The organism is Bradyrhizobium sp. Rc2d, from assembly GCF_900099855.1.
In the GTDB taxonomy this organism is placed as follows: domain Bacteria; phylum Pseudomonadota; class Alphaproteobacteria; order Rhizobiales; family Xanthobacteraceae; genus Bradyrhizobium.
The window spans coordinates 12,899-32,970 of record NZ_FNCU01000005.1; the positions used below are offsets into that span (position 1 = coordinate 12,899).

A 20,072-nucleotide genomic window follows, 5' to 3' on the forward strand; every position below is an offset into this window, starting at 1 on the left:
ACTACTTCGTGCGCATGATCTGGCCCTGCAGCGCGCGCGGATCGCGCGGCAGCCAGCGTCCTGCCTCGACCTGGGCGATGAACTCGGCGAGCAGCGTGTTGAATGCCGCCGGCTCTTCGAGATTGAGCGTGTGGCCGGTCTTGGGGAAGACCGAGAGGCCGCAGGCGGGAATGGTCTTCTTCAGGAAGATGCCGGGCTGGAGACAGTGGTCGTCCTCGTCGCCGACGATAACCAGCGTCGGCACCATCATCTTTTTCAAACCGTCTTCGAGATCATAGAACGACGGCCGCCGCGCCTGCACGCCACGCATGGTATTGGCAGCGCCGCGATCGGAATGGGTGGCGAGGCGATCGGCGAATTCCTGCCAGCCGCGCGGATCCTTGTTCTGGAACTGCACCCGGCTCGCACCGAGCGTGTAGATCTTCGAAAACTCCTTCGCACCCTGCTTCTCGAAATTGTCAGCCACTTCGCGCGAGACGCCGCGAAAATACTCCTCGAACTCTTTCTCGCAGCCATAGCCTGCACCGGCCACGGTGAGTGACAGCGCGCGCTCCGGCGTGCGCAGGCCGAAATGCACCGTGCAGAACCCGCCCATGGAAAGGCCAACGATGTGCGCCTTCTCTATACCGAGCGCATCGAGCACGGCGACCGCGTCGTCCGCGGCGATCGCCTGTGAATAGCCCTCCACGCTGTCAGGCACGTCCGACGGCGGATAGCCTCGCGCGGCATAGGTGATGCAGCGATGGCGACGGCTAAAATAGCGCAGTTGCGGCTCCCAGCTTGCGTGATTACCGCCGAATTCATGGATGAAGAGGATCGGCGTGCCCTCGCCGGCCTCTTCCACATGGAGCTTCACGCCGTCCTCCGCAGTGATCATCTTCATCGGCATCGTCCCTAGAATTGCGGCGGCAGGTCGTTGAGCTCGCGCGCTTGCGCCACCATCTCCGGCAGCAGCGTGCAGAGTTTTTCGACCCACGCCTGCGGCACCGAGGTGCTGATCTTCACGAAGCGGTCGCCAAAGCGCTGGGTGTGATAGGTGCCCTGGCGGATCATGATGCCCTGCCGGCGAAAGCATTCGACCAGCGCCTCCGGGCGGATGCCGGCTGCGATGGTTTCCAGCACTAGGAAGTTGCCATGCGAAGGCATGATCGGCAGCGCCAATCCGTCGATCGCGGCCGCCGCCTCCTGGATCATCGCTTTGTTGGCGCGATCGGTGCTGCGGACCTTCTTCATCCATTCGGCCTTGACCGACAGCCCCGCCTGCGCCGCGCGTTGCGCGATGACGCTTGCGCCAAGCACGCTGGTGGAAGTCTGCGCCAATTCCTCGAACAGATCTGGCGCGGCGACTAGCGCACCGATGCGCAGGCCTGCAAGCCCGAGCCATTTCGAGAAGCTGGTCGAGACGACGGAGCCTTTCGGGGCCACCTGAAGCGCCGGCGTGTGGCCGTCGGAGAAATCGCGATAGGTGCAGTCGTGCACCAGCAGCGCGTCGCAATCGCGCGCGATCGCCGCAAAGCTCTCGATCTCCTCGCGGGTATAGCGGATGCCGAGCGGATTGTTGGGGTCGACGAGATAGATGATCGCGGTGCGCTCATCGACATTCGCCTTCAAGGCTTCAGGTGTCAGGCGGTAGTTGCAGGCGGGATCGTAGATCGGGATCTCGATCACCTCGGCGCCCTGCTGTCGCGCGAACAGGCACGGCCATTTCCAGGTCGGATCGGTCGTGACCAGCGTGGTGCCCGGCTTGCAGCGCGCGCGGCAGATCATCGCCAGTGCGTTGACGCCGCCCTCGGTTACCAGCGCCTCGGCGCCGGGCGTGCCGAGATCGGCGACGATCGCCGCGCGCAGCGCCTCGAAGCCGAGTGGCGGGGCATAGGCGTTGAACTCGCCCGCCTCGATCGAGCGCAGCATGGCCTCGCGCACGGCGGGGTGGCTCTCGATATGGTTGGTGTTCTGGCCGAGCCAATAGAGTCTCGGCGTCGCCGAGAGCTCGTCGAAATAGCGGTTGCGGACCAGCGCCGCCGATTGCGCTCCTGACATCGGCGCCTCAGATCACCGAGCCGCGCGCGGCGATGCCGCCGTCGATCGTCACCACCGTGCCCGTGATGTAGCCGGACCGCGGCGAGGACAGGAAGGCGACGAGATCGGCGACCTCTTCCGATGTCGCGGGCCGTTTGCCCGGATATTTGTCAAACAGCTCCTCCCAGCGGTTTTCGTCACCGAGCATGTCGATCGCCTTGCGCTTCATGATCTTGAGCATGCGGTCGGTCGCGACCGGTCCCGGATTGACCGCGACGACGCGCACGCCGTGGTCGAGGCTGCGGCCGCCGAGCGCCTTGGTGAAGGACATCAGCGCCGCATTGCCGGTCGAGCCGGCGATGTAGCTCGCGTCCCAGTTCTCGCCGGAATTGCCGATGATGTTGATGATGACGCCATCCTTGCCCTTCATCCGCGGATAATAGAGACGCGACAGCGTGATGTAGCCGAACACCTTGAGATCGAAGCCGCGCCGCCAGGCAGCGTCGTCGAGGATTTCCAGCGAGCCGGCCGGGATATCGCCGGCATTGTTGATGAGGATGTCGATGTCGCCGACCTCGGCCGCGAGCTTCTCCATTGCAGCCGTGCTCGACAGGTCGAGCGCATGGATGGTGATCTTCACGCCATGGCGGGCTTCGAGCTGCTTTTTGGCCTCGAGCATCGCCTCGCCGTTGCGGGCGGCGAGATGCAGATGGCACCCCTCCGTGGCGAAGAGCTCGGCCACCGCAAGTCCAATTCCTTTCGACGCGCCGGTGATCAGGGCGGTCTTGTTCGTCAGCTTCAGGTCCACTCCGGGTCTCCAGGATGCGAGCTAGATATACAAGGTCTAGCAATTTGCATACCAAGAGGTCGACAATCATTCGAAGGCGGCGAGGAAGTCCAGGAGGTTGTCACCGAGCAGGTTGACGTGGTCCCGCATGGCGCTGTGCGCTCGCTCCGGATCGTGCGCCAGGATCGCCTGCATGATCGCCTCGTGCTCGCGGACGGTATCGGCGATCCGGTTCGGCATGCGCGTCACCCGGCGGCGATAGGCGGCCACCTGATTGCGCAGCTTGCGGGTCTGATCGGCGAGGAAGCTGTTGCGCGAAGCCTCGTAGATCGCTTCGTGAAATTCCTGATTGATGTCGTAGAAGACGTCGATGTCACCGGTTTCGCCTTGCGCGACAAGCCGCTGGTGAATCTCGCCAATTTCCGAACCCCAGGCCTGGGACACGCGCCTTGCGGCAAGCCGCGCGCAGAGCCCTTCGAGCTCCGCCATGACCTGAAACATCTCGATCAGCGCCTGCGCCTTGATGCTGCGGACCGTCGCTCCCTGCCGGCCGCGCAGCTCGACCAGATTGTTGGCAGCCATGAGGCGGAACGCCTCTCGCACCGGCGTGCGCGAGACGCCGAAGCGTTGGGCGATCTCCTGCTCATCGAGCCGGCTGCCCGGCTCCAGATGGCCAGCTGCGATAGCGCCTTCCAGCTTCAGGCGCAGGCTTTCGGCGAGCGTCATCCCGGGGATCGCCGGAAGGATTTCGTGCCCATTTTTCACGCGTCTGCCTCCGCCATGTGCACCAATGTCCGCCATCATGTTTCTCCGACGCCAATATACGTATACATAAAGGCCTTCATATCCCAGCAAAATGACCTATTCGCTCTCGGAGACGCTCGTCTCACCGGCGTTTTCGTCAGCGATCTCGCAAGTCTTATGCCTGATTTGCTGGGAAATGGCACTGGCACACGAGTTGCTAAGAGATTTCAACGCGGCCCGCTTTCGTATGCGAATGACTGCCGCCATTATACAAGGACGTCCCGGTGCAGACTGCCCGCTTCCCCCATCCCGGCCCGGCCACCGAAGCCCCGCAGGCTCAGCCCAAGCCTGAGCCGCTGCTCGAACTGCGTGCCGTCGACAAGACCTTCGGCTCCGTTGCGGCTCTGTCGGGACTTCAGGCGAGCATCGCTCCCGGCGAGTTCGTCACCGTCGTTGGCCCCAGCGGCTGCGGCAAGAGCACCCTTTTCAATATCGTCGCCGGCCTCGAGGAGCCCGACGCCGGCGGCATCCTGCGCTTCGAGGACAAGAGCTGTCATGCCGCCGACCTGCTCGGCCGCGTCTCCTTCATGCCGCAGCGCGACTTGCTGTTTCCCTGGCGCAACGTGGTCGACAACGCCATCCTCGCGCTCGAGGTCGAGGGCATGCCGCGCGATCAGGCGCGCGCCAAGGCGCTGAAGATGCTGCCCGAGTTCGGCCTCGCCGGCTTCGAGAAGCAATATCCCAATCAATTGTCCGGCGGCATGCGCCAGCGCGTCGCCCTGATGCGCACCTTCCTGTTCGAGCGCGACCTGATGCTGCTGGACGAGCCGTTCGGCGCGCTCGACGCGCTGACGCGAGCGATGATGCAGCGCTGGCTGCTCGACGTCTGGCAAAAATACCGCCGCACCATTCTCTTCATCACCCATGACGTCGACGAGGCGATCTTCCTCGGCGACCGCGTGCTGGTCATGACCGCGCGTCCGGGCGCGGTGAAGCTCGAACAGGTCGTCGACCTGCCCCGCCCGCGCCGGCCGGAGATCGTCACCGCCCCCGAATTCGTCCGCCTCAAGCGCACCCTGCTCGATGCGATCGAGGAGGAAAGCATGAAATCGTTCCAATCCTCCATCGCGCAGGAGAAGCCGCAGTGAACGCGATGTCAGCCAGAGAGCCCGCGCCGCGCGGGATCGAACCGGCCGAATGGGAGGCCCGCATCAAGCTCGCGGCCTGCTATCGCATGGTCGCCAGGCTCGGCATGGACGACCTGATCTACAATCACATCTCCTTGCGCGTGCCCGGCTTTGAGGATCAGTTCCTGATCAATCCTTACGGGCTGCTGTTCGACGAGATCACGGCGTCGAGCCTGGTGAAGATCGACACTCAAGGTAACAAGCTCGACGACACGCCGCAGGCCATCAACGTCGCCGCCTTCGTCATTCATGCCGCGATCCACACCTCGAACCACAATGCAGCCTGCGTGCTGCACACCCATTCCGACGCGAGCGTTGCGGTTTCCGGGCAGGAGAAGGGCCTGTTGCCGCTCAGCCAGTTCGCGATGCGCTTCTACAACCGCCAGGCCTTCCACGACTACGAAGGCGTCGCCATCGACCTCGACGAGCAGGTTCGGCTCGTGCGCGATCTCGGCCCACACAAGGTGATGCTGATGCGCAACCACGGCATCCTCACCGTCGGCCGGACGCCGGGCGAGGCCTTCATGCTGCTCTATTATTTCGAGCGCGCCGCGCGGATCCAGCTTCAGATGCAGGCCGCCGCCGCTTCCGGCGCCACGCTGGTGATGCCGCCGCACGAGGTCTGCGAGAAGGCCGCGCGCCAGTTCTGGGAATTGCAGGGCGACATTCTCGTGCCCGGCGAACGCGAATGGCCCGCGCTGATGCGACAGCTCGATCGCACCGATCCTTCTTACCGCAATTGATTTTCATCGCCTGGAGTATGACCATGTTGAGCCGACGCCACGCCTTCTCCGTCCTCTCCGCCATCGCGCTGGCAACTGGCTTGCTTGTCACGGCCGCGCCCGCCGCCGAGTTGCAGAAGGCGAGCCTGCGCCTGAAATGGCTGCCGCAGGCGCAGTTCGCCGGCTTCTATGTCGCCGCAGCCAAGGGCTATTACAAGGCCGAGGGCATCGACCTCACCATCAATCCCGGCGGGCCCAATCTGCTCACCGAGAACCTGGTCGCGACCGGCGCCGACACGTTCGGTCTGTCCGGCGGCACCGACAGCGTGTTCGCCGCGCGCGACAAGGGGCTGCCGATCGTCTGCATCGGCGTCTCGCACCAGATCACGCCGTTCATCTTCGTCACCCGCAAGGACGGGCCGGTGAAGACGATCCAGGACTTCAAGGGCAAGACCGTCACCACCTGGTTCACCGGTGCCAACCACGTGCTCAACGGCATGCTGGCCAAGGAAGGCATCAAGCCGGATGAATTGAAGATCCAGCCGCAGCAGGTGTCGGTGACGCCTTTCGTCGACGGCAGCGTCGATGTGGTCACGGCGACCTATTACAACGAGTTCTACACCATCCAGTCGCGCATGCCGAAGGACAGCCTGAAGACCTTCGTCGCCGAAGATTACGGCATCACCTTCCCGCGCGACACGCTGATCGTGGCCGAGGCGACCGCCAAGGAGAAGCCGGAGCTGGTCAAGGCGTTTTTGCGCGCTTCGCTGAAGGGCTGGAAGGACGCCTTCTCCGATCCCAAGGGCGCCGTCGACACCGTGATGGCCGCTGCCCCGACGCTCGACCGCGCGCAGCAGGAATTCATGCTCACCGAGGTGAAGCGCCTGATGACATCAGGCGCGGCGGCGAAGAACGGCCTGTTCTGGATCGACGCGGACGCGGTCAAGACCGCGCACGACTTCTTCCTGAAGTACGGCGTGATCTCCAAGCCGGTCGATCTCGCCGCTGCCTATGACGCAAGCTTCATCCAGAGCGTCCCCGTGGCGGACAGGCTGCCGTGAGCAGCCCTGCCGCGACATCGCTCAGTGAGGCCGCCGCCGCGACGCGGCCGATCACGATGCCGGATTCGCTGCGCAGGCTGATCCGGCTCCTGCTCGGCCTCGCCATTGCGGCGGTGATCTGGGAAGGCGCGGTGCTGCTGTTCGGCATCCGCCCCTATTATCTGCCGCGCCTCAGCACGATCCTGATGGCGATGGCGGCGACGCCGCGCGCCTATGTCGACGGTTTCCTACGCACGCTTGCGGAGACGCTGATCGGCTTTGCGTCCGGCGGCGCTTTCGGCGTGCTCATGGGGATCGTATTCTTCCGCGTCCGCGCGCTGCGCGAGATGGTCTTTCCGATCTTCGTGGTGTCGCAGACCATTCCGGTCATCGCCTTCGGCGCGCTGGTGGTGCTGTGGTTCGGCAACACGCTGCTCGCCAAGGCGATCATTGCGTTCTATCTGACCTTCTTTCCGGTGACGGTAAATACGCTGCTGGGCCTCGAGACCGTCGATCCCAAGCAGGTCGCGCTGATGCGCAGCTTCGGCGCCTCCAACCGCCAGCTCCTGCTGCGGTTGCAGCTTCCGACCGCGCTGCCGCAGATATTTGTTGCGTTGCGGCTCGCCGCATCGCTGAGCCTCGTCGGCGCCATCGTCGGCGAATGGTTCGGCGACACCACCGGGCTCGGCGTCTTGCTGCTCCAGGCCATGTTCACCGAGAACGTCGTTGCGATCTGGGGCGCCCTGCTCGCCGCCGCCCTGCTAGGCACCGGGTTCTATGCGGTGGTCGCGGCGGTCGAGCGGCGCCTCGTATTCTGGAGCGCCGAGCAATGAGCCGGGCGCTCGCCTCTCCCTCGCTCGCTGTCCAGCGCGGCGTTCTCGGTGCCCTCCTCCTGATCGCATGCTGGGAGGGCGTGGCGCGCGGACTGCATCTGCCGGCCTATGTACTCCCCGCGGTCAGTGACATCGTTGCGGGCCTCTGGTCCAAACGCGCGACGCTGACCGATGCCGCCGGCTACACTCTCCTTGAGGCGTTGGTCGGTTACGGGCTCGGCTGCCTGATCGGTATCGGCCTTGCCGTCGCCATCGCACTGGTGCCGGCATCGCGTAGCGCGATCCTGCCGCTCGCAACCGCGATCAATTCGGTGCCCGTAGTCGGCTATTCGCCGCTGATCCTGCTCTGGTTCGGCATCGGCGTCAGCTCGAAGATCGTGATGGTGGCGATGGCGGTGAGCTTTACCATCCTGCTGTCGATGCTCGCCGGGCTCGACCGGGTCGATCGCCGCGCCGTCGACCTCATGAAGAGTTTTGGCGCAAGCCGCTTCAGCGTATTGTGGCGCCTGCGTCTGCCGACCGCCCTGCCGCTGCTGCTCGCCGGCATGCGCGTCTCCACGGTGCGCAGCGTGATCGTGGCGATCGTCACCGAGATGCTCGGCGCGCATGGCGGGCTCGGCTGGGTGATCTACCAGGCCGTGCTCCAGATCGATTTCGTCCAGGTCTGGTCGGCGATCTTCGTCGCCTCTGCGGCGAGCCTCGCCTTCTTCGGCCTGGTCGGCTTCCTCGAGCGAAAACTCCTGTTCTGGACATGACGCCATGAAACGACAGATGCATCTCGGCCTGTTCATCCTGGGCACCGGCAGCCATGTCGCAGGCTGGCGTTATCCCGGCGCGATCGACAGCTTCCAGGATTTCGCGGCGATCCAGGAGATCGGCCGCACTGCCGAGCGCGGCAAGTTCGACCTGATCTTCATGGGCGACAATCTCTATGCCGATGCAGCCGCCCATCCCTCCTATACGCTGCGGCTCGAGCCGCTGACGATGCTCGCCGCGCTTTCGACTTCGACCAGCCATATCGGGCTCGGCGCCACCGTCTCGACCACTTACAGCGATCCGTTCTCGGTCGCGCGTGTCTTTGCTTCGCTCGATCACATCTCTAAGGGGCGCGCGGCGTGGAACGCGGTGACGACGGCCAATCCGGCGACGGCAGCGAATTTCGGCACCACCCATCCCGACCACGCCCGCCGCTACGAGATGGCCGGCGAATTCCTCGATGTCGTCAAGGGCCTCTGGGACGGCTGGGCGGACGATGCCATCGTCGCTGACCGCAGCAGCGGCCTTTACATCGATCCGGCGAAGCTGCGCCCGATCGACCATGACGGCGCGTTCTTCAAGCTGATGGGGCCGCTCAACATCGGTCGCAGCCCGCAAGGCCAGCCCGTCGTGCTTCAGGCCGGCGGCTCCGAGGCCGGCCAGGCGCTTGCCGCGCGCACCGCCGATATCGTGTTCTCGGTGGTGCAGGACATCGAAGAGGCCAAGGCCGGCTATGCTGCGCTCAAGACGCGCCTGCCCGCATTTGGACGCAGGGCCGAGGACGTCACGGTTCTGCCGGGCGTGATGCCCGTCGTCGGCCGCACCGACAAGGAGGCATTCGAGAAGCTCAACGTGCTCCAGAGCTTTGTCAGCGGCAGCAATGCGCTCGCAATCCTGTCCGATCGCTTCGGGCGCGACATGTCGGCCTACGACCTCGACGGGCCGATCCCGGACATTGCGCCGTCCGACAGCTATCACAGTTTTGCCAGCGTCATGCTCGCCAAGGGCCGCCGCGAGAACATGACTCTGCGCGATCTCTACAATCTCACCGCCGCTGCCCGCGGCCATTGGGTGCTATGCGGCTCCGCCGAGCGCATCGCCGACACACTCCAGCTCTGGTTCGAGAAGCACGCCGCCGACGGCTTCAACGTCATGCCGCCTTATTTCCACGAAAGCTTCGATGACTTCGTCGAGCTCGTCGTGCCGATCCTGCAGGAGCGCGGGCTGTTCCGCGCGGAGTATGAGGGAACGACATTGCGCGATCACCTCGGCCTGGCGCGGCCGGCCAATCCATTCTTTCCGACCTAGGCCGCCCCCTCGGCGACCCGACATCGACTATCCGCAAGACTAAACTCAAGCGCGTGCCCCTCTTCAGTGCGGCCGATGCACTTGCGGATTCCTCACGCGGCGGCTCACAGAATTCTCTTGCCATCCGGTGCACAGGTCGATTTCTAGCCGATCAAGGAACTAAAGCCCACTTTATGCCGGAGGCCACATGGTTGATGAGAACCGTTTGCTGAACCGCCCCATCGATCCCCGTACCAGGTGGCCGGAGCTTTCCCAGGCAGAACGCGACGCCGCCTATGACAACAACGCGGCCGTCAAGAACAGCACGGCCCTGATTGCCGAACGGAACGAAGCCTCTAGCCGGCTCCGAGGCACGCTGAAATCCCATCTCGATCTGCGTTACGGTCAGCGGGCGAACAACAAGATCGATCTCTACCCGGCCGCCAGGCCTGAGGCGCCCTGCCTGGTGTTCTTGCATGGCGGCTATTGGCAGCGCAATTCGCGCGAATTGTTCGCCATGCTCGTCGAAGGCATCGCCGCCCATGGCTGGTCGGTTGCCATTCCCGGCTATTCGCTGGCGCCGGAGGTGTCCCTCACCGACATCGTCGCCGAAGTCCCGCGCGCGCTCGACTGGCTTGCCGCAAATGGCGCGTCCTATGGCGTTGCCGGACCGGTCGTCTTGTCGGGTTGGTCCGCCGGCGCCCATCTCGTAGCGATGGCGCTGGACCATCCGAGTGTCCATGCGGGACTGGCGATCTCAGGCGTCTACGATCTCGCGCCAATTCGCGATACCGGGCTCAACAACGCGCTGAAGCTGACGGATGAGGAAATCGCCCGACTTTCGCCGCTTCGCTTGCCCGTGACGCAGAAGCGGCTCGACATCGCCTATGGCAGCAACGAGCTGCCGGCGCTCGTGTGCGATTCAATCAATTTCCACGAGAAGCGCGCGGCTGCCGGAGCGCCGGGCAAGCTCATCCAGGTCGAGGGCGCGGACCATTTCACTATCCTCGAAGCGATGCGGCGCCCCGACGGCGTCCTCGTCGACGCCGCGCGGCGCTTGCTGGACTAAAAACGCGAAAACAACCCCATGCAAAGTAGAACGCCTTTGTTTTTCAAAGGTAAATTCACGCCGCGCATGGCTTTGATACGTCGGGCAAAACAGGGGCATGATGCCATGATCGCCGCGGCTATCGCTCCTGCGCCTCAATCCACACCTGCTCGCCCCTGACCTGCACCGGATAGAGCCGCAACGGCGCACTTGGCCATCCCGTCGTGATCGCCCCGTCGCGCAAATCGAACGATGCCGCGTGACGCGGACAGAACAGCCGCCCCGCCCTCACCTGTCCGAGAGCCAGATCCGCCTGTTCGTGGGGCACGCGCTGTCGCATGCGACGACATCGCCGTCGTTCCAGACCACCAGCAGGTCGAGGCCTGCGGCATGTACGCGAACGATCGTCTGCGCCTTCAGCCGATCGAGATTGCAGACCGGCGTCCAGCCGAAGCCCGCCGAACCGGCGGCATCGTCATCCACCGAGATAGGCCTTCCGCACATGCTCGTTCTCGATCAGCTCGGAGCCTGCGCCTGACAGTACGATGCGGCCGTTCTCGAGCAGATAGGCATGGTCGCACATCTCGAGCGCGGCGAATGCGTTCTGCTCGACCAGCAGCACCGTCGTGCCGGCATCGCGGATGCCGCGGATGATCGCAAAGGTCCGCTCGACGATGTTGGGCGCGAGCCCGAGCGAGGGCTCGTCGAACATGATCAACCGCGGCCGCGACATCAGCGCGCGCCCGATCGCCAGCATCTGCTGCTCGCCGCCGGACAATGTGCCCGCCGCCTGCCGGCGCCGCTCGGCGAGTCGCGGAAATTCCGCGTAGATGCGGTCGCGATCGGCCGCGATCTCGCCTGAACCACGACGGAGGTAAGCCCCCATGTCGAGATTCTCCTCGACGCTCATGTGCGGGAACACGCGCCGTCCTTCCGGACAGTGTGCGATGCCGCTGGCCAGCACCCGCGGGGGTCCCGCGCCGGTGATGTCGACGCCCTCGAACCGCATTTGCCCTGCGCGCGGCGGCACCAGGCCGGAAATCGCACGCAGCGTCGTGCTCTTGCCGGCGCCGTTGGCGCCGATCAGCGCGACCAGCTGCCCGGCCTTCACGTCGAGCGAGATGCCGCGCAGCGCAGTGACGCCGCCATAGCCGCACACCATATCGCGGATCTCAAGCACGACCCGCTCCATGTCCGAGATAGGCCTCGATCACGGCCGGATCGTTGCGGATCACATCCGGGGTTCCCTCGGCAATGATACGGCCATAGTTCAGCACCACGATGCGGTCCGAGACGGTCATCACCATCGGCATGTCGTGCTCGACCAGGAGGATCGTGATGCCGCGGTCGCGGATGCTGCGGATCAGCTCGACGAAGCGGTGGGTTTCCGAGGCGTTCATGCCCGAGACCGGCTCGTCGAGCAGCACCATCGAGGGCTCCGCCGCCAGCGCCAGCGCGACACCGACAAGGCGCTGCTCACCGTAGGACAGCGAGCCGGCCGCATCATGGGCGCGGCGTTCGAGGCCGACCCATTCGATCAACTCGCTCGCGCGCTGCCGCAGCCTGCGCTCCGAGGCGCGCGCGCCCGGCAGCCCGAGGATGGCATCGAGCAGCCGGACCCGGCCTTGACGATGCAGGCCGATCAGGAGATTGTCGTAGACGGTGTCGTTGGGAAACACGCTGGTGCGCTGAAAGGTGCGTATCAGGCCGAGATCAGCGATCTCGTGCGGCTTCAACCCGGTCAGCGTCGTACCCTGATAGGTGACCTGGCCTGCGCTCGGCGTCAGGAAGCCGGTCATGACGTTGAAGGCGGTGGTCTTGCCGGCGCCATTCGGCCCGATCAGGCTGACGATCTCGCCCTCACCGACCGTAAAACTCATGTCGGAGATCGCGACCAGCCCGCCGAAGCGGACGGCGACCTGCTCGATGGTCATGGCAATGCTGCGCGCGGTCATCACGCCGGCTCCTTGACACCGGTTTCGGTGAGCGCAACTGGTGCCAGCGCCGGCGCGCCGCAGCGCCGTCGGATGAAGCGCTGTGCGAGCGACGGCACGATGCCGCGGGGCAGCACGAAGAGGATGGCGATCAGCACACCGCCATAGGCGATCCACTGCGCCTCCGGCGCCATGACCGGCCGCAGCGCGACCGGCAGCAGCCCGAAGATCAGGCCGCCGACCACGGGCCCGGCCAGCGAGCCCTTGCCGCCGCTGATCACCATGATGACCATGGTGACGGTGTTGATGAAGGCGAACACTTCGGGGTCGATGATCCGGATGTAGTGCGCATAGAGGCTGCCGGCCGCGCCCGCGATCGCGGCCGAGATCACGGCCGCGAGCGTCAGCGTCTTTGTCACGTCGATGCCGACGGAAACGGCAAGCGTCTCGTTCTCCATCAACCCGCGCATCGCCCGGCCGAAATGGGAATGAACGAGCCGCGCGATCAGGAGATAAGCGACCAGCGCCACGACCAGCACGAGATAGTAGTTCTGCATCTTGGTGCGCAGCGTCAGCTCACCAATGCCGAGCAAGGGCAGCGCGATGGATGGAATGTTGGTCAGCGCCAGCGGACCCTGCGTCAGCTCAACCCAGTTCAGCGCGACCAGCCGGACGACCTCGGCAAAGGAGATGGTCACGATGACGAAATAGGCGCCGCGGACGCGGAAGGAGAGCAACCCGACGAAATAGCCGCACAATCCGGCGACCAGGATTGCCAGCAAAAAGCCTGCAATCGGCGGCCAAGGTGCGTGAACCAGGCGGATGTCTCCGGGCAGACCGACGTCGAAGCCGAGCGACGTCAGCGCGCTGACATAGGCACCGATGCCGAAGAAAGCGATGTGGCCGAGGCTGAGCTGGCCGGTGAAGCCGAGCAGCAGATTGAGGCTCATCGCGCCAATGACGAAGATGCCGGTCGTGATCAGCGCGTTCAGCAGATAGGGATCGCGCAGCCAGAGCGGCACCGAGGCAAGCGCAGCGACCGCGAGGATGGTGACAGCAGCTCTCATCCAACGCGCTCCGCCCGCGCGAACAGGCCGGTCGGCCGGAAGATCAGGACCGCGATGATGATCACGAAACCCATGGCATCGCGGTAACCTGACGAGACGTAGCCCGCACCCAATTCCTCGGCCAGCGCCAGGATGAAGCCACCGATCACTGCGCCCGTGATGTTGCCGAGGCCCCCAAGGATGACGATGGCGAAGGCCTTGACGGCGGCAAGGTCGCCCATTTGCGGGAAGATCACATAGACCGGTCCGAGCAGCGCGCCGGCGGCGGCGGCAAGGCTGGAGCCGATCGCGAAGGTTGAGGTGTAGATCATGTCCACGTTGACACCCATCAGCGACGCCGTGTCGTGGTCCTGGAACGTCGCGCGCATCGCACGTCCCAGGCTCGTCTTGTTGATGAGCAGATACGTCACCAGGATCAGCAGCGCCGCAGCGGCGAGCACGAACAGGCGCAGCCAGGAAACTGACACCGGTCCGAGCACCAGCGGCGCCTCCGGAAACGGTGTCGCCACCGATTTGGCGACGCCGCCCCAGATCCACAGCGTGCCCGACTGCATCGCGATCCAGGCGCCGATCATGACCAGCATCGTGGTGTCGATGTCGGAGCCGCGCAGCGGTCGCAGTAATGTCAACTCGATGGCTGCCCCGAGCAGCCACCCGGCAAGCACCGCGACGGGCAATGCCAGGAAGAAATTCAGCCCGAGCTGCTGCACCACGATGAACATGATGTAGGCGCCGAACGTGTAGAGCACGCCGTGCGTGAAGTTCACGACGTTCATGATGCCGAAGATCAACGTCAGCCCGATGCCCAGCAGCGCATAGGTGCCGCCGAGCACGAGCATGTTGACCAGATGCTGGAAAAATTCGCTCAAGACCGTTCCCGAGTGATCCGCAATTCAGCGAGAGCGGCGCTGTACCGCCCTCGCCTTTGACGAAGCGCGTTATTGTTTGAGCATGATCTTGCCGGAAAACCGCTTCACACTTTTCCGGATCATGCTCTAGAGCGTCTTCATCTCGACCTTACCGTCGTTGATCTCGATGAGATAGACGTTCGGCTGGCTCTGCCCGCTCTCCTTGCCCTCCGGACCGGACTTGCGGAACACGATATCGCCGTTCAGTCCCTTGATATTGATGTCCCAGAGCGCCGCCTTGATTGCGGCAGGCTCGGCCTTGCCGGCCTTCTCGATCGCCGCCGCCGCAGTGCGGATGCCGTCATAGCCGCGAAAACTCTCGGTGCAGCCGGCGAACTCGAAACCGCGCTTCTTCCACTCCGTGATGAAATAGTTGGTGGCTTCCGGATTCGGCGTCTTGTCCGGGAACCACGGCAGGAAGGTGGTCAGATGCATCGTGCCGTTGGCGGCAGCACCCGCCTGGGCGATGATCTGGTCCGGGTTCTGCGAGCCGCCGGTGGTGATGATGCGCTTCTTCAGGCCCAGCGCGGCCGCCTGCTTGAAGATCAGCGTCAGCTGATCGACCGCTGTCGTGACGATCACCGTCTCGGAATCCGAGCTCTTGATCTTGGAGAGCTGCGCGCTCATGTCCTGCGCGCCCTGGTCCATGGTCTCGACGAGGCCGATGGTGATGCCCTTGTCCTTCATCATCTTGCTGAAATCCTCGGCGGTGCCGCGGCCCCAGTCGTTGTTGATCACGAGGAAGTCCACCTTCTTGAGCGAGAGCTTGTCGACGATGCCCTTGAACGCGGCGGCCTCGACGGCCGAGGGCGGCGAGATGCGGAAGATGAACGGATTGCCCGTCGTCGTGATCTTGCCGGAGGACGAGGTTTCCACGACCATCGGGGTCTCGTATTCGATCAGCTTCGGCATCACCGCAAGCGTCAGGCTCGAGCCCCAGGCGCCCATCAGCACCGGCACCTTGTCGCTGGTGATGAGCTTTTCGGCGACGGCGGCAGCTTCCGTTGGGTTGCTCTTGTTGTCCTCGATGACGAGCTCGATCTTCTTGCCCAGGATGCCGCCCTTGGCGTTGATCTCGTCGGCGGCGATCTTCGCGCCGTTGACGACATAGGTGCCGGAGGCTGCGAACGCGCCGGTGAGCGGCTCATTGACGCCGATCTTGATGGTCTGCGCCCCCGCTGTGCCGCCGAACAAGGCCGTCGCCAGCGCGATGGCCGGAACCAGTCCGAGTGCTCGTGTCATGTTGTATCTCCAAATCCCACGCTGTTGATCGCTATGGCAGTCCAGGCTTCGTCACTCCGCGGCGCCGGCGCGCCGATCATTCCGCGCCACCTTTTCCGATGACGCGGCTAAACATGCGCGCGAGCCGGGCTCGCAAAACATCCGATGCAATCGACCAGAAGCTGAACTCCGCCGGAGCTGCCCGCCCCGACGACGCGCCGGACATGTGGCGGTCGAGATTTGCGGCGAACTCCGCAACCAGGCGTTTGGCGAGATCCCGCACGAGGCCTGGCCGGCCGACTTGAGCGAGTATCCCGGTGAGCGTGTAGCCGATCGAAAGTTCGACCGCGGTCGCCGCGCCGCCTTCGAGCGGCAGCAGGCGATAGCGGATCTCGCCCTGCGTCGCCGAATGGCTGCGCTGATCGGTGCCGATGCCGACGATGCGGCCCGATAGCGTTGCCGGATCGCGCTCGACACGTGCGGCGCCCTCGAAGGACGCGGCGATTGGCCCGAGCCTGACGCTGATGCTGCCTTTCACGCGCTCGGGCCTTGGCGGTGCTGTCAGCGATACGCCGGGCAGGCAGGATGCGATGCCCCCGATATCGTCGAACTTCGCAAACACCTGTGCCGGCGCATGCGGCAGCGTGAAGCGCTGATCGAGAACCGTCGCCGGGGTGAAATCCGGAATTCTGACCGGTGCGGTGCCTTCTGATGCCGGCACCAACGCCTGCCGTATCGTGAGTGGTTCACTTGAGCTGGATGTGGCTCGCCCCGAGCCGGCGGGGCCAAGGATGGTCCGGCCGCCGTCGGCCAGCGGCGCAATGTTGCGCGCGCGCCGGGCTTCGATCACGGACTGCACCGCCCGCACGATCCCGACATAGCCGGTGCAGCGGCAAAGATTGCCGCTGAGTCCGACGCGGATGCGCTGCTCGTCAGCGTCGGGCAGACGCAGCACCAGGTCGCGCGCCGATACCAGCATGCCGGGCGTACAATATCCGCATTGGAGCGCATGCTCCCGGGTGAACGCCGCGCGCAGCTCGGTCGTGACCTCGTCGTCGTCAAGGCCCTCGATGGTGGTGACGTCGGCGCCCTCGCAGGCCGCCGCGTAGGTGATACAGGAGCGCGCCGGCACGCCGTCGAGGAGCACCGTGCAGGCGCCGCAGACGCCGTGCTCGCAGCCGAGATGAGTGCCAGTCAAATCGAGCTTGTCGCGCACGAAATCGGCAAGGCTGGTGCGCGGCTCGGCCGATGCCTCAACGGCACGTCGATTGATCTGAAGCGCGACTGTATTCATGCCGCGGCCTCCAGAACCGCGCGCTTCAACACGCTGACATGGATGTGACGCTGCGCGGCGTCGTCGATGCCGGCCTTCGCAAGAAGCGCATCGGCCACACGGACGTCGAAACGCTGCTTGTAGTCAGCCGCAATCGGTCCGCCGAACAGCTCCTCGGCGTCGGTCACCACGATCGGCGCCGTGTCGATCGCGCCGATCACCACGCGCGCCGAAGCGGCGGCAGGATCGACCAGCACCGCGCCGATGGCGTGTGCGAACTCGCCGGTCTTGCGGCAGCTCTTGGCGTAACCCCAATGGGACGATGCCGTGCGCACCGGCACGTGAATCGCCTCGACGATCTCACCGACATGCAGCGCCGATTCCAGAGCGCCGACGACGAAGGCTTCGACGGCTAACGTGCGAGCACCGGCAAGGCTCCGCAGCGTGACCCGCGCGCCCAGAGCAGCGAGCGCTGAAATCCAGTCCGCAGCGGGATCGGCGTGGCTGAGCGAGCCGCCGATCGTGCCGCGGTTGCGCACCGCACGATAGGCGATGTCGGCCGCGACGCCGCGCATGGCGCCGCGGGTCACGTCGGCGATGCGACCGTCCTCGATATCGGAATGCGTGACCAGGGCACCGAGCACGAGCTCGCTGCCGGAAATCTCGGCGCGCTTGAGCTCGGCAAGGCCGGAGATGTCGACGATCAGCTCCGGCTGCACCAGCCGCAGATTGAGCATCGGCCCGAGCGACTGGCCGCCCGCGATGATCTTCGCCGAGCCATTGCTGGCTGCCAGCATCGAAAGTGCCGCATCGATATCGCGCGGGCGTTCATAAGCGAAGGGCGCCGGTTTCATACCGCGCTCCTTTCGGCCGCACGTGCGGCCAGCACGGCCTCGACGATCCGATGCGGCGTGATCGGCGATTGCATCAACTCGACGCCGAGCGGGCGCAGCGCGTCGTTGACGGCATTGGCGATCGCGGCGGGCGGCGCAATCGCCCCGCCCTCGCCGATGCCCTTCACCCCGAACTGTGTATAAGGTGACGGCGTCTCCATGTGATCGAGGCGCGCGGCCGGAACTTCGGTCGGCCCGGGCAGCAGATAGTCGGCAAGTGTCGTCGCCAACGGCTGGCCGGACGCGTCGAAGGGCATTTCTTCGTAGAGCGCGGTGCCGATCCCTTGCGCGAGGCCGCCATAAATCTGGCCGTCGACGACGAGCGGATTGACCAGCACGCCGCCGTCCTCGACGATCACATAGTCGAGGATCTCCACTTCGCCGAGATCAGGATCGACCGCGACGACGGCCGCATGCGCGGCATAGCTGAAGGTGCCGCTGTCGCGCACGGGCTTGTAGCCTTGCGTGACCTCCAGCCCGCCGGGATCGACATCGGCGGGCAGGTCCTGCGGCCGTCGATACCAGGTGTAGGCGATCGCCTTCAGTCCGACGCTGCCATTGACGCCGCGCACCTCGCCATTTTGCAGGACCACGGAGGCCGGGTCGTGCTGTAGGAGTTTCGCACCGATACGCCGGGCGCGTTCGCCGAGCTCGCGGCAGGCGGCGGCCACTGCGCCGCCCGCCATCACCATGGAGCGCGAGCCCCAGGTGCCGGTTGAATAGGGGGTCATCGCGGTGTCGCCGAGAATGATGCGGATATTCGCGACATCGATACCGAGGATCTCATGGGCGACCTGAGCGAGCGTCGTCTCCATGCCCTGCCCGTGCGAATGCACGCCGACGCGCAGTTCGAGGCCGCCGTCCGGCGTCAGGCGCGCCGATGCCTGCTCGTGGCCCGGCACCATCGGGATACCCCAGCCGGAATAGACCGAGGTGCCGTGCGCCGCCTGCTCGCAATAGATGGAGACGCCGACGCCGATGCGACGACCGTCAGCCTCGCCCTGCCCTTGCCTGGCGCGAATGCCATCGATGTCGATCGTGGCCAGCGCGCGACGCATCGCTTCCGGATAATCGCCGCTGTCGAAATGCTTCTTGGTGACGTTGTCGAACGGCATCTGCTCCGGCTGCACCAGATTGCGCAGCCGCACATCGCCGGGCTCGAGGCCGGCCTCGACCGCAACGAGGTCGAGCATCAGCTCCAGTGCGAAGCAAACGCCGGTGCGCGCCACGCCGCGGTACGGCAGGATCGGACATTTGTTGGTGGCGACCGAGAAGGTGCGGCAGCGATAGGCCGGCATCTTGTAGGGACCAGGCAAAATGCTCGCGACCTGCGCGGCTTCGAGACAGGCCGAGAACGGATAGGACGAGTAGGCACCGGAATCCACGGTGGCCTCGCAATCGATGCCGCGCAGCGTGCCGTCACGATCGGCATAGACCGTGATCTTGTAATGGTGCTCGCGGCAGTTGGAGCTGGCGACGAGGTGCTCACGGCGATCTTCCAGCCAGCGCACGGGATGGCCGCAGCGCATGGTCAGCCAGGACAGGCAGACCTCTTCGGGCAGCAGAATGCCTTTGTGGCCGAAGCCGCCGCCGACATCGGGCGAGATGACGCGGATCTGGCCCTCCTCCATTCCTAGGCATTCGGCAAGGCCGCTGCGGGTGATGTGCGGCATCTGCGCCGCCGAATGCAGCGTGAGCTGGTCGAGCCGGGGATCGAATGTCGCGACCACGCCGCGGCCCTCCAGAGGCGACATGCATTGCCGCGCCGTCGAGATCTCGCGCGTCACCTTGATCGGCGCATCGAGCGCGGCGGAGATGTCGACCACGTAACTGGTCTCGAGGAAGACGTTGTCGCCCCAATGCTCATGCACCAGCGCCGAGCCAGGCTCGCGCGCCTTCAGCATATCGGTGACCGCAGGCAGCTCTTCCAGATCGAGCGTCACGGCGGCCGCGATGTCCTCGGCCTCGGCGCGCGTCGGCGCAACGCACATCGCAACGAGCTCGCCGACCTGGCGCACCTTGCCGGTCGCCAGCACGGGCTGTTCGGATATCTTGAAGCCCGGCAGCCCCGACACCGCGCGGATCGGCTTGATGCCGACGAGGTCCGCGGCCGTGAACACGCTGCCGCGATAGCGTTCAGGCACGTGGATGCCGCGGATGCGCGCATGCGCCATCGGGCTGCGCACGAAGGCGACGTCCTGAAGGCCCGCGAGCCTGATGTCGGCGACGTATTGGCCGCGACCGCGCATCAGGCGGTCATCCTCTTTCCGCGGCAGCCGTGCGCCCACGCCCTGCCCGGACCTGCCAGAAGGAAACTCTCGCTCGTTGCGCACGCCGGCGTTCTCCCTCACCG

Annotated in this window: 21 protein-coding genes; 7 read left to right on the plus strand and 14 right to left on the minus strand. The window is 65.1% G+C overall.

What is annotated here, in order from left to right; genetic code table 11:
• Position 1: 1 nt before the first annotated feature.
• The 4 genes from BLV07_RS09440 to BLV07_RS09455 form a co-directional block, all read right to left on the minus strand.
• Entirely contained in the window at positions 2 to 883 is an 882-nt protein-coding gene (locus BLV07_RS09440; RefSeq protein WP_176945434.1) for an alpha/beta fold hydrolase, read from the minus strand.
• Between the two features lie 11 nt (positions 884 to 894).
• A complete protein-coding gene (locus tag BLV07_RS09445; protein ID WP_091883110.1) occupies positions 895 to 2,040 on the minus strand; it encodes a pyridoxal phosphate-dependent aminotransferase in 1,146 nt (381 codons plus the stop codon).
• Positions 2,041 to 2,047: 7 nt separating this feature from the next.
• Positions 2,048 to 2,827, minus strand: coding sequence for an SDR family oxidoreductase (locus BLV07_RS09450; protein ID WP_091883113.1), 780 nt, complete (start codon positions 2,825 to 2,827; stop codon positions 2,048 to 2,050).
• 66 nt (positions 2,828 to 2,893) lie between these two features.
• The gene (locus BLV07_RS09455) at positions 2,894 to 3,571 is read right to left on the minus strand and encodes a GntR family transcriptional regulator (RefSeq protein ID WP_210187792.1); all 678 of its coding nucleotides are present in this window, start codon (positions 3,569 to 3,571) and stop codon (positions 2,894 to 2,896) included.
• Between the two features lie 263 nt (positions 3,572 to 3,834).
• Here BLV07_RS09455 and BLV07_RS09460 point away from each other — a divergent pair, with 263 nt between their 5' ends.
• The 7 genes from BLV07_RS09460 (at position 3,835) to BLV07_RS09490 (ending at position 10,444) form a co-directional block, all read left to right on the plus strand.
• Positions 3,835 to 4,698, plus strand: a complete 864-nt coding sequence (locus BLV07_RS09460) for an ABC transporter ATP-binding protein (protein ID WP_091883116.1) — start codon at positions 3,835 to 3,837, stop codon at positions 4,696 to 4,698.
• Positions 4,695 to 5,480, plus strand: a complete 786-nt coding sequence (locus tag BLV07_RS09465; protein ID WP_091883120.1) for a class II aldolase/adducin family protein — start codon at positions 4,695 to 4,697, stop codon at positions 5,478 to 5,480. The genes BLV07_RS09460 and BLV07_RS09465 overlap by 4 nt, the downstream gene beginning before the upstream one ends.
• Before the next feature lie 23 nt (positions 5,481 to 5,503).
• Positions 5,504 to 6,520, plus strand: coding sequence for an ABC transporter substrate-binding protein (locus BLV07_RS09470; protein WP_091883808.1), 1,017 nt, complete (start codon positions 5,504 to 5,506; stop codon positions 6,518 to 6,520).
• A complete protein-coding gene (locus tag BLV07_RS09475; protein WP_091883124.1) occupies positions 6,517 to 7,332 on the plus strand; it encodes an ABC transporter permease in 816 nt (271 codons plus the stop codon). The genes BLV07_RS09470 and BLV07_RS09475 overlap by 4 nt, the downstream gene beginning before the upstream one ends.
• Positions 7,329 to 8,087, plus strand: coding sequence for an ABC transporter permease (locus tag BLV07_RS09480; RefSeq protein WP_091883128.1), 759 nt, complete (start codon positions 7,329 to 7,331; stop codon positions 8,085 to 8,087). Before BLV07_RS09475 ends, BLV07_RS09480 begins: the two co-directional genes overlap by 4 nt.
• A gap of 4 nt (positions 8,088 to 8,091) precedes the next feature.
• A complete protein-coding gene (locus tag BLV07_RS09485) occupies positions 8,092 to 9,396 on the plus strand; it encodes an LLM class flavin-dependent oxidoreductase (protein ID WP_091883131.1) in 1,305 nt (434 codons plus the stop codon).
• 187 nt (positions 9,397 to 9,583) lie between these two features.
• A complete protein-coding gene (locus BLV07_RS09490) occupies positions 9,584 to 10,444 on the plus strand; it encodes an alpha/beta hydrolase (protein WP_091883134.1) in 861 nt (286 codons plus the stop codon).
• A 118-nt stretch (positions 10,445 to 10,562) separates the two neighbouring features.
• Here the strand turns inward: BLV07_RS09490 and BLV07_RS48710 are convergent, their stop codons facing one another.
• The 10 genes from BLV07_RS48710 to BLV07_RS09535 all read right to left on the minus strand — a co-directional run bounded on the left by BLV07_RS48710 (position 10,563) and on the right by BLV07_RS09535 (position 20,070).
• Positions 10,563 to 10,763, minus strand: a complete 201-nt coding sequence (locus tag BLV07_RS48710; protein WP_244551024.1) for a Rieske (2Fe-2S) protein — start codon at positions 10,761 to 10,763, stop codon at positions 10,563 to 10,565.
• Positions 10,712 to 10,927, minus strand: coding sequence for a Rieske (2Fe-2S) protein (locus BLV07_RS48715; protein ID WP_244551051.1), 216 nt, complete (start codon positions 10,925 to 10,927; stop codon positions 10,712 to 10,714). The genes BLV07_RS48710 and BLV07_RS48715 overlap by 52 nt, the downstream gene beginning before the upstream one ends.
• Positions 10,899 to 11,603, minus strand: coding sequence for an ABC transporter ATP-binding protein (locus BLV07_RS09500; RefSeq protein ID WP_176945435.1), 705 nt, complete (start codon positions 11,601 to 11,603; stop codon positions 10,899 to 10,901). The genes BLV07_RS48715 and BLV07_RS09500 overlap by 29 nt, the downstream gene beginning before the upstream one ends.
• Positions 11,596 to 12,378, minus strand: coding sequence for an ABC transporter ATP-binding protein (locus BLV07_RS09505; RefSeq protein ID WP_176945436.1), 783 nt, complete (start codon positions 12,376 to 12,378; stop codon positions 11,596 to 11,598). Before BLV07_RS09505 ends, BLV07_RS09500 begins: the two co-directional genes overlap by 8 nt.
• The gene (locus tag BLV07_RS09510; RefSeq protein ID WP_091883143.1) at positions 12,378 to 13,424 is read right to left on the minus strand and encodes a branched-chain amino acid ABC transporter permease; all 1,047 of its coding nucleotides are present in this window, start codon (positions 13,422 to 13,424) and stop codon (positions 12,378 to 12,380) included. The genes BLV07_RS09505 and BLV07_RS09510 overlap by 1 nt, the downstream gene beginning before the upstream one ends.
• On the minus strand, positions 13,421 to 14,293 hold the full coding sequence (locus tag BLV07_RS09515) for a branched-chain amino acid ABC transporter permease (RefSeq protein ID WP_176945437.1): 873 nt from the start codon (positions 14,291 to 14,293) through the stop codon (positions 13,421 to 13,423). The genes BLV07_RS09510 and BLV07_RS09515 overlap by 4 nt, the downstream gene beginning before the upstream one ends.
• Positions 14,294 to 14,419: 126 nt before the next feature.
• A complete protein-coding gene (locus tag BLV07_RS09520) occupies positions 14,420 to 15,574 on the minus strand; it encodes an ABC transporter substrate-binding protein (RefSeq protein WP_091883146.1) in 1,155 nt (384 codons plus the stop codon).
• A gap of 76 nt (positions 15,575 to 15,650) precedes the next feature.
• The gene (locus tag BLV07_RS09525; RefSeq protein WP_091883149.1) at positions 15,651 to 16,847 is read right to left on the minus strand and encodes a xanthine dehydrogenase family Fe-S subunit; all 1,197 of its coding nucleotides are present in this window, start codon (positions 16,845 to 16,847) and stop codon (positions 15,651 to 15,653) included.
• Positions 16,844 to 17,680, minus strand: a complete 837-nt coding sequence (locus BLV07_RS09530) for an FAD binding domain-containing protein (RefSeq protein ID WP_091883153.1) — start codon at positions 17,678 to 17,680, stop codon at positions 16,844 to 16,846. The genes BLV07_RS09525 and BLV07_RS09530 overlap by 4 nt, the downstream gene beginning before the upstream one ends.
• Entirely contained in the window at positions 17,677 to 20,070 is a 2,394-nt protein-coding gene (locus BLV07_RS09535) for a xanthine dehydrogenase family protein molybdopterin-binding subunit (RefSeq protein WP_091883156.1), read from the minus strand. The genes BLV07_RS09530 and BLV07_RS09535 overlap by 4 nt, the downstream gene beginning before the upstream one ends.
• Positions 20,071 to 20,072 lie beyond the last annotated feature (2 nt).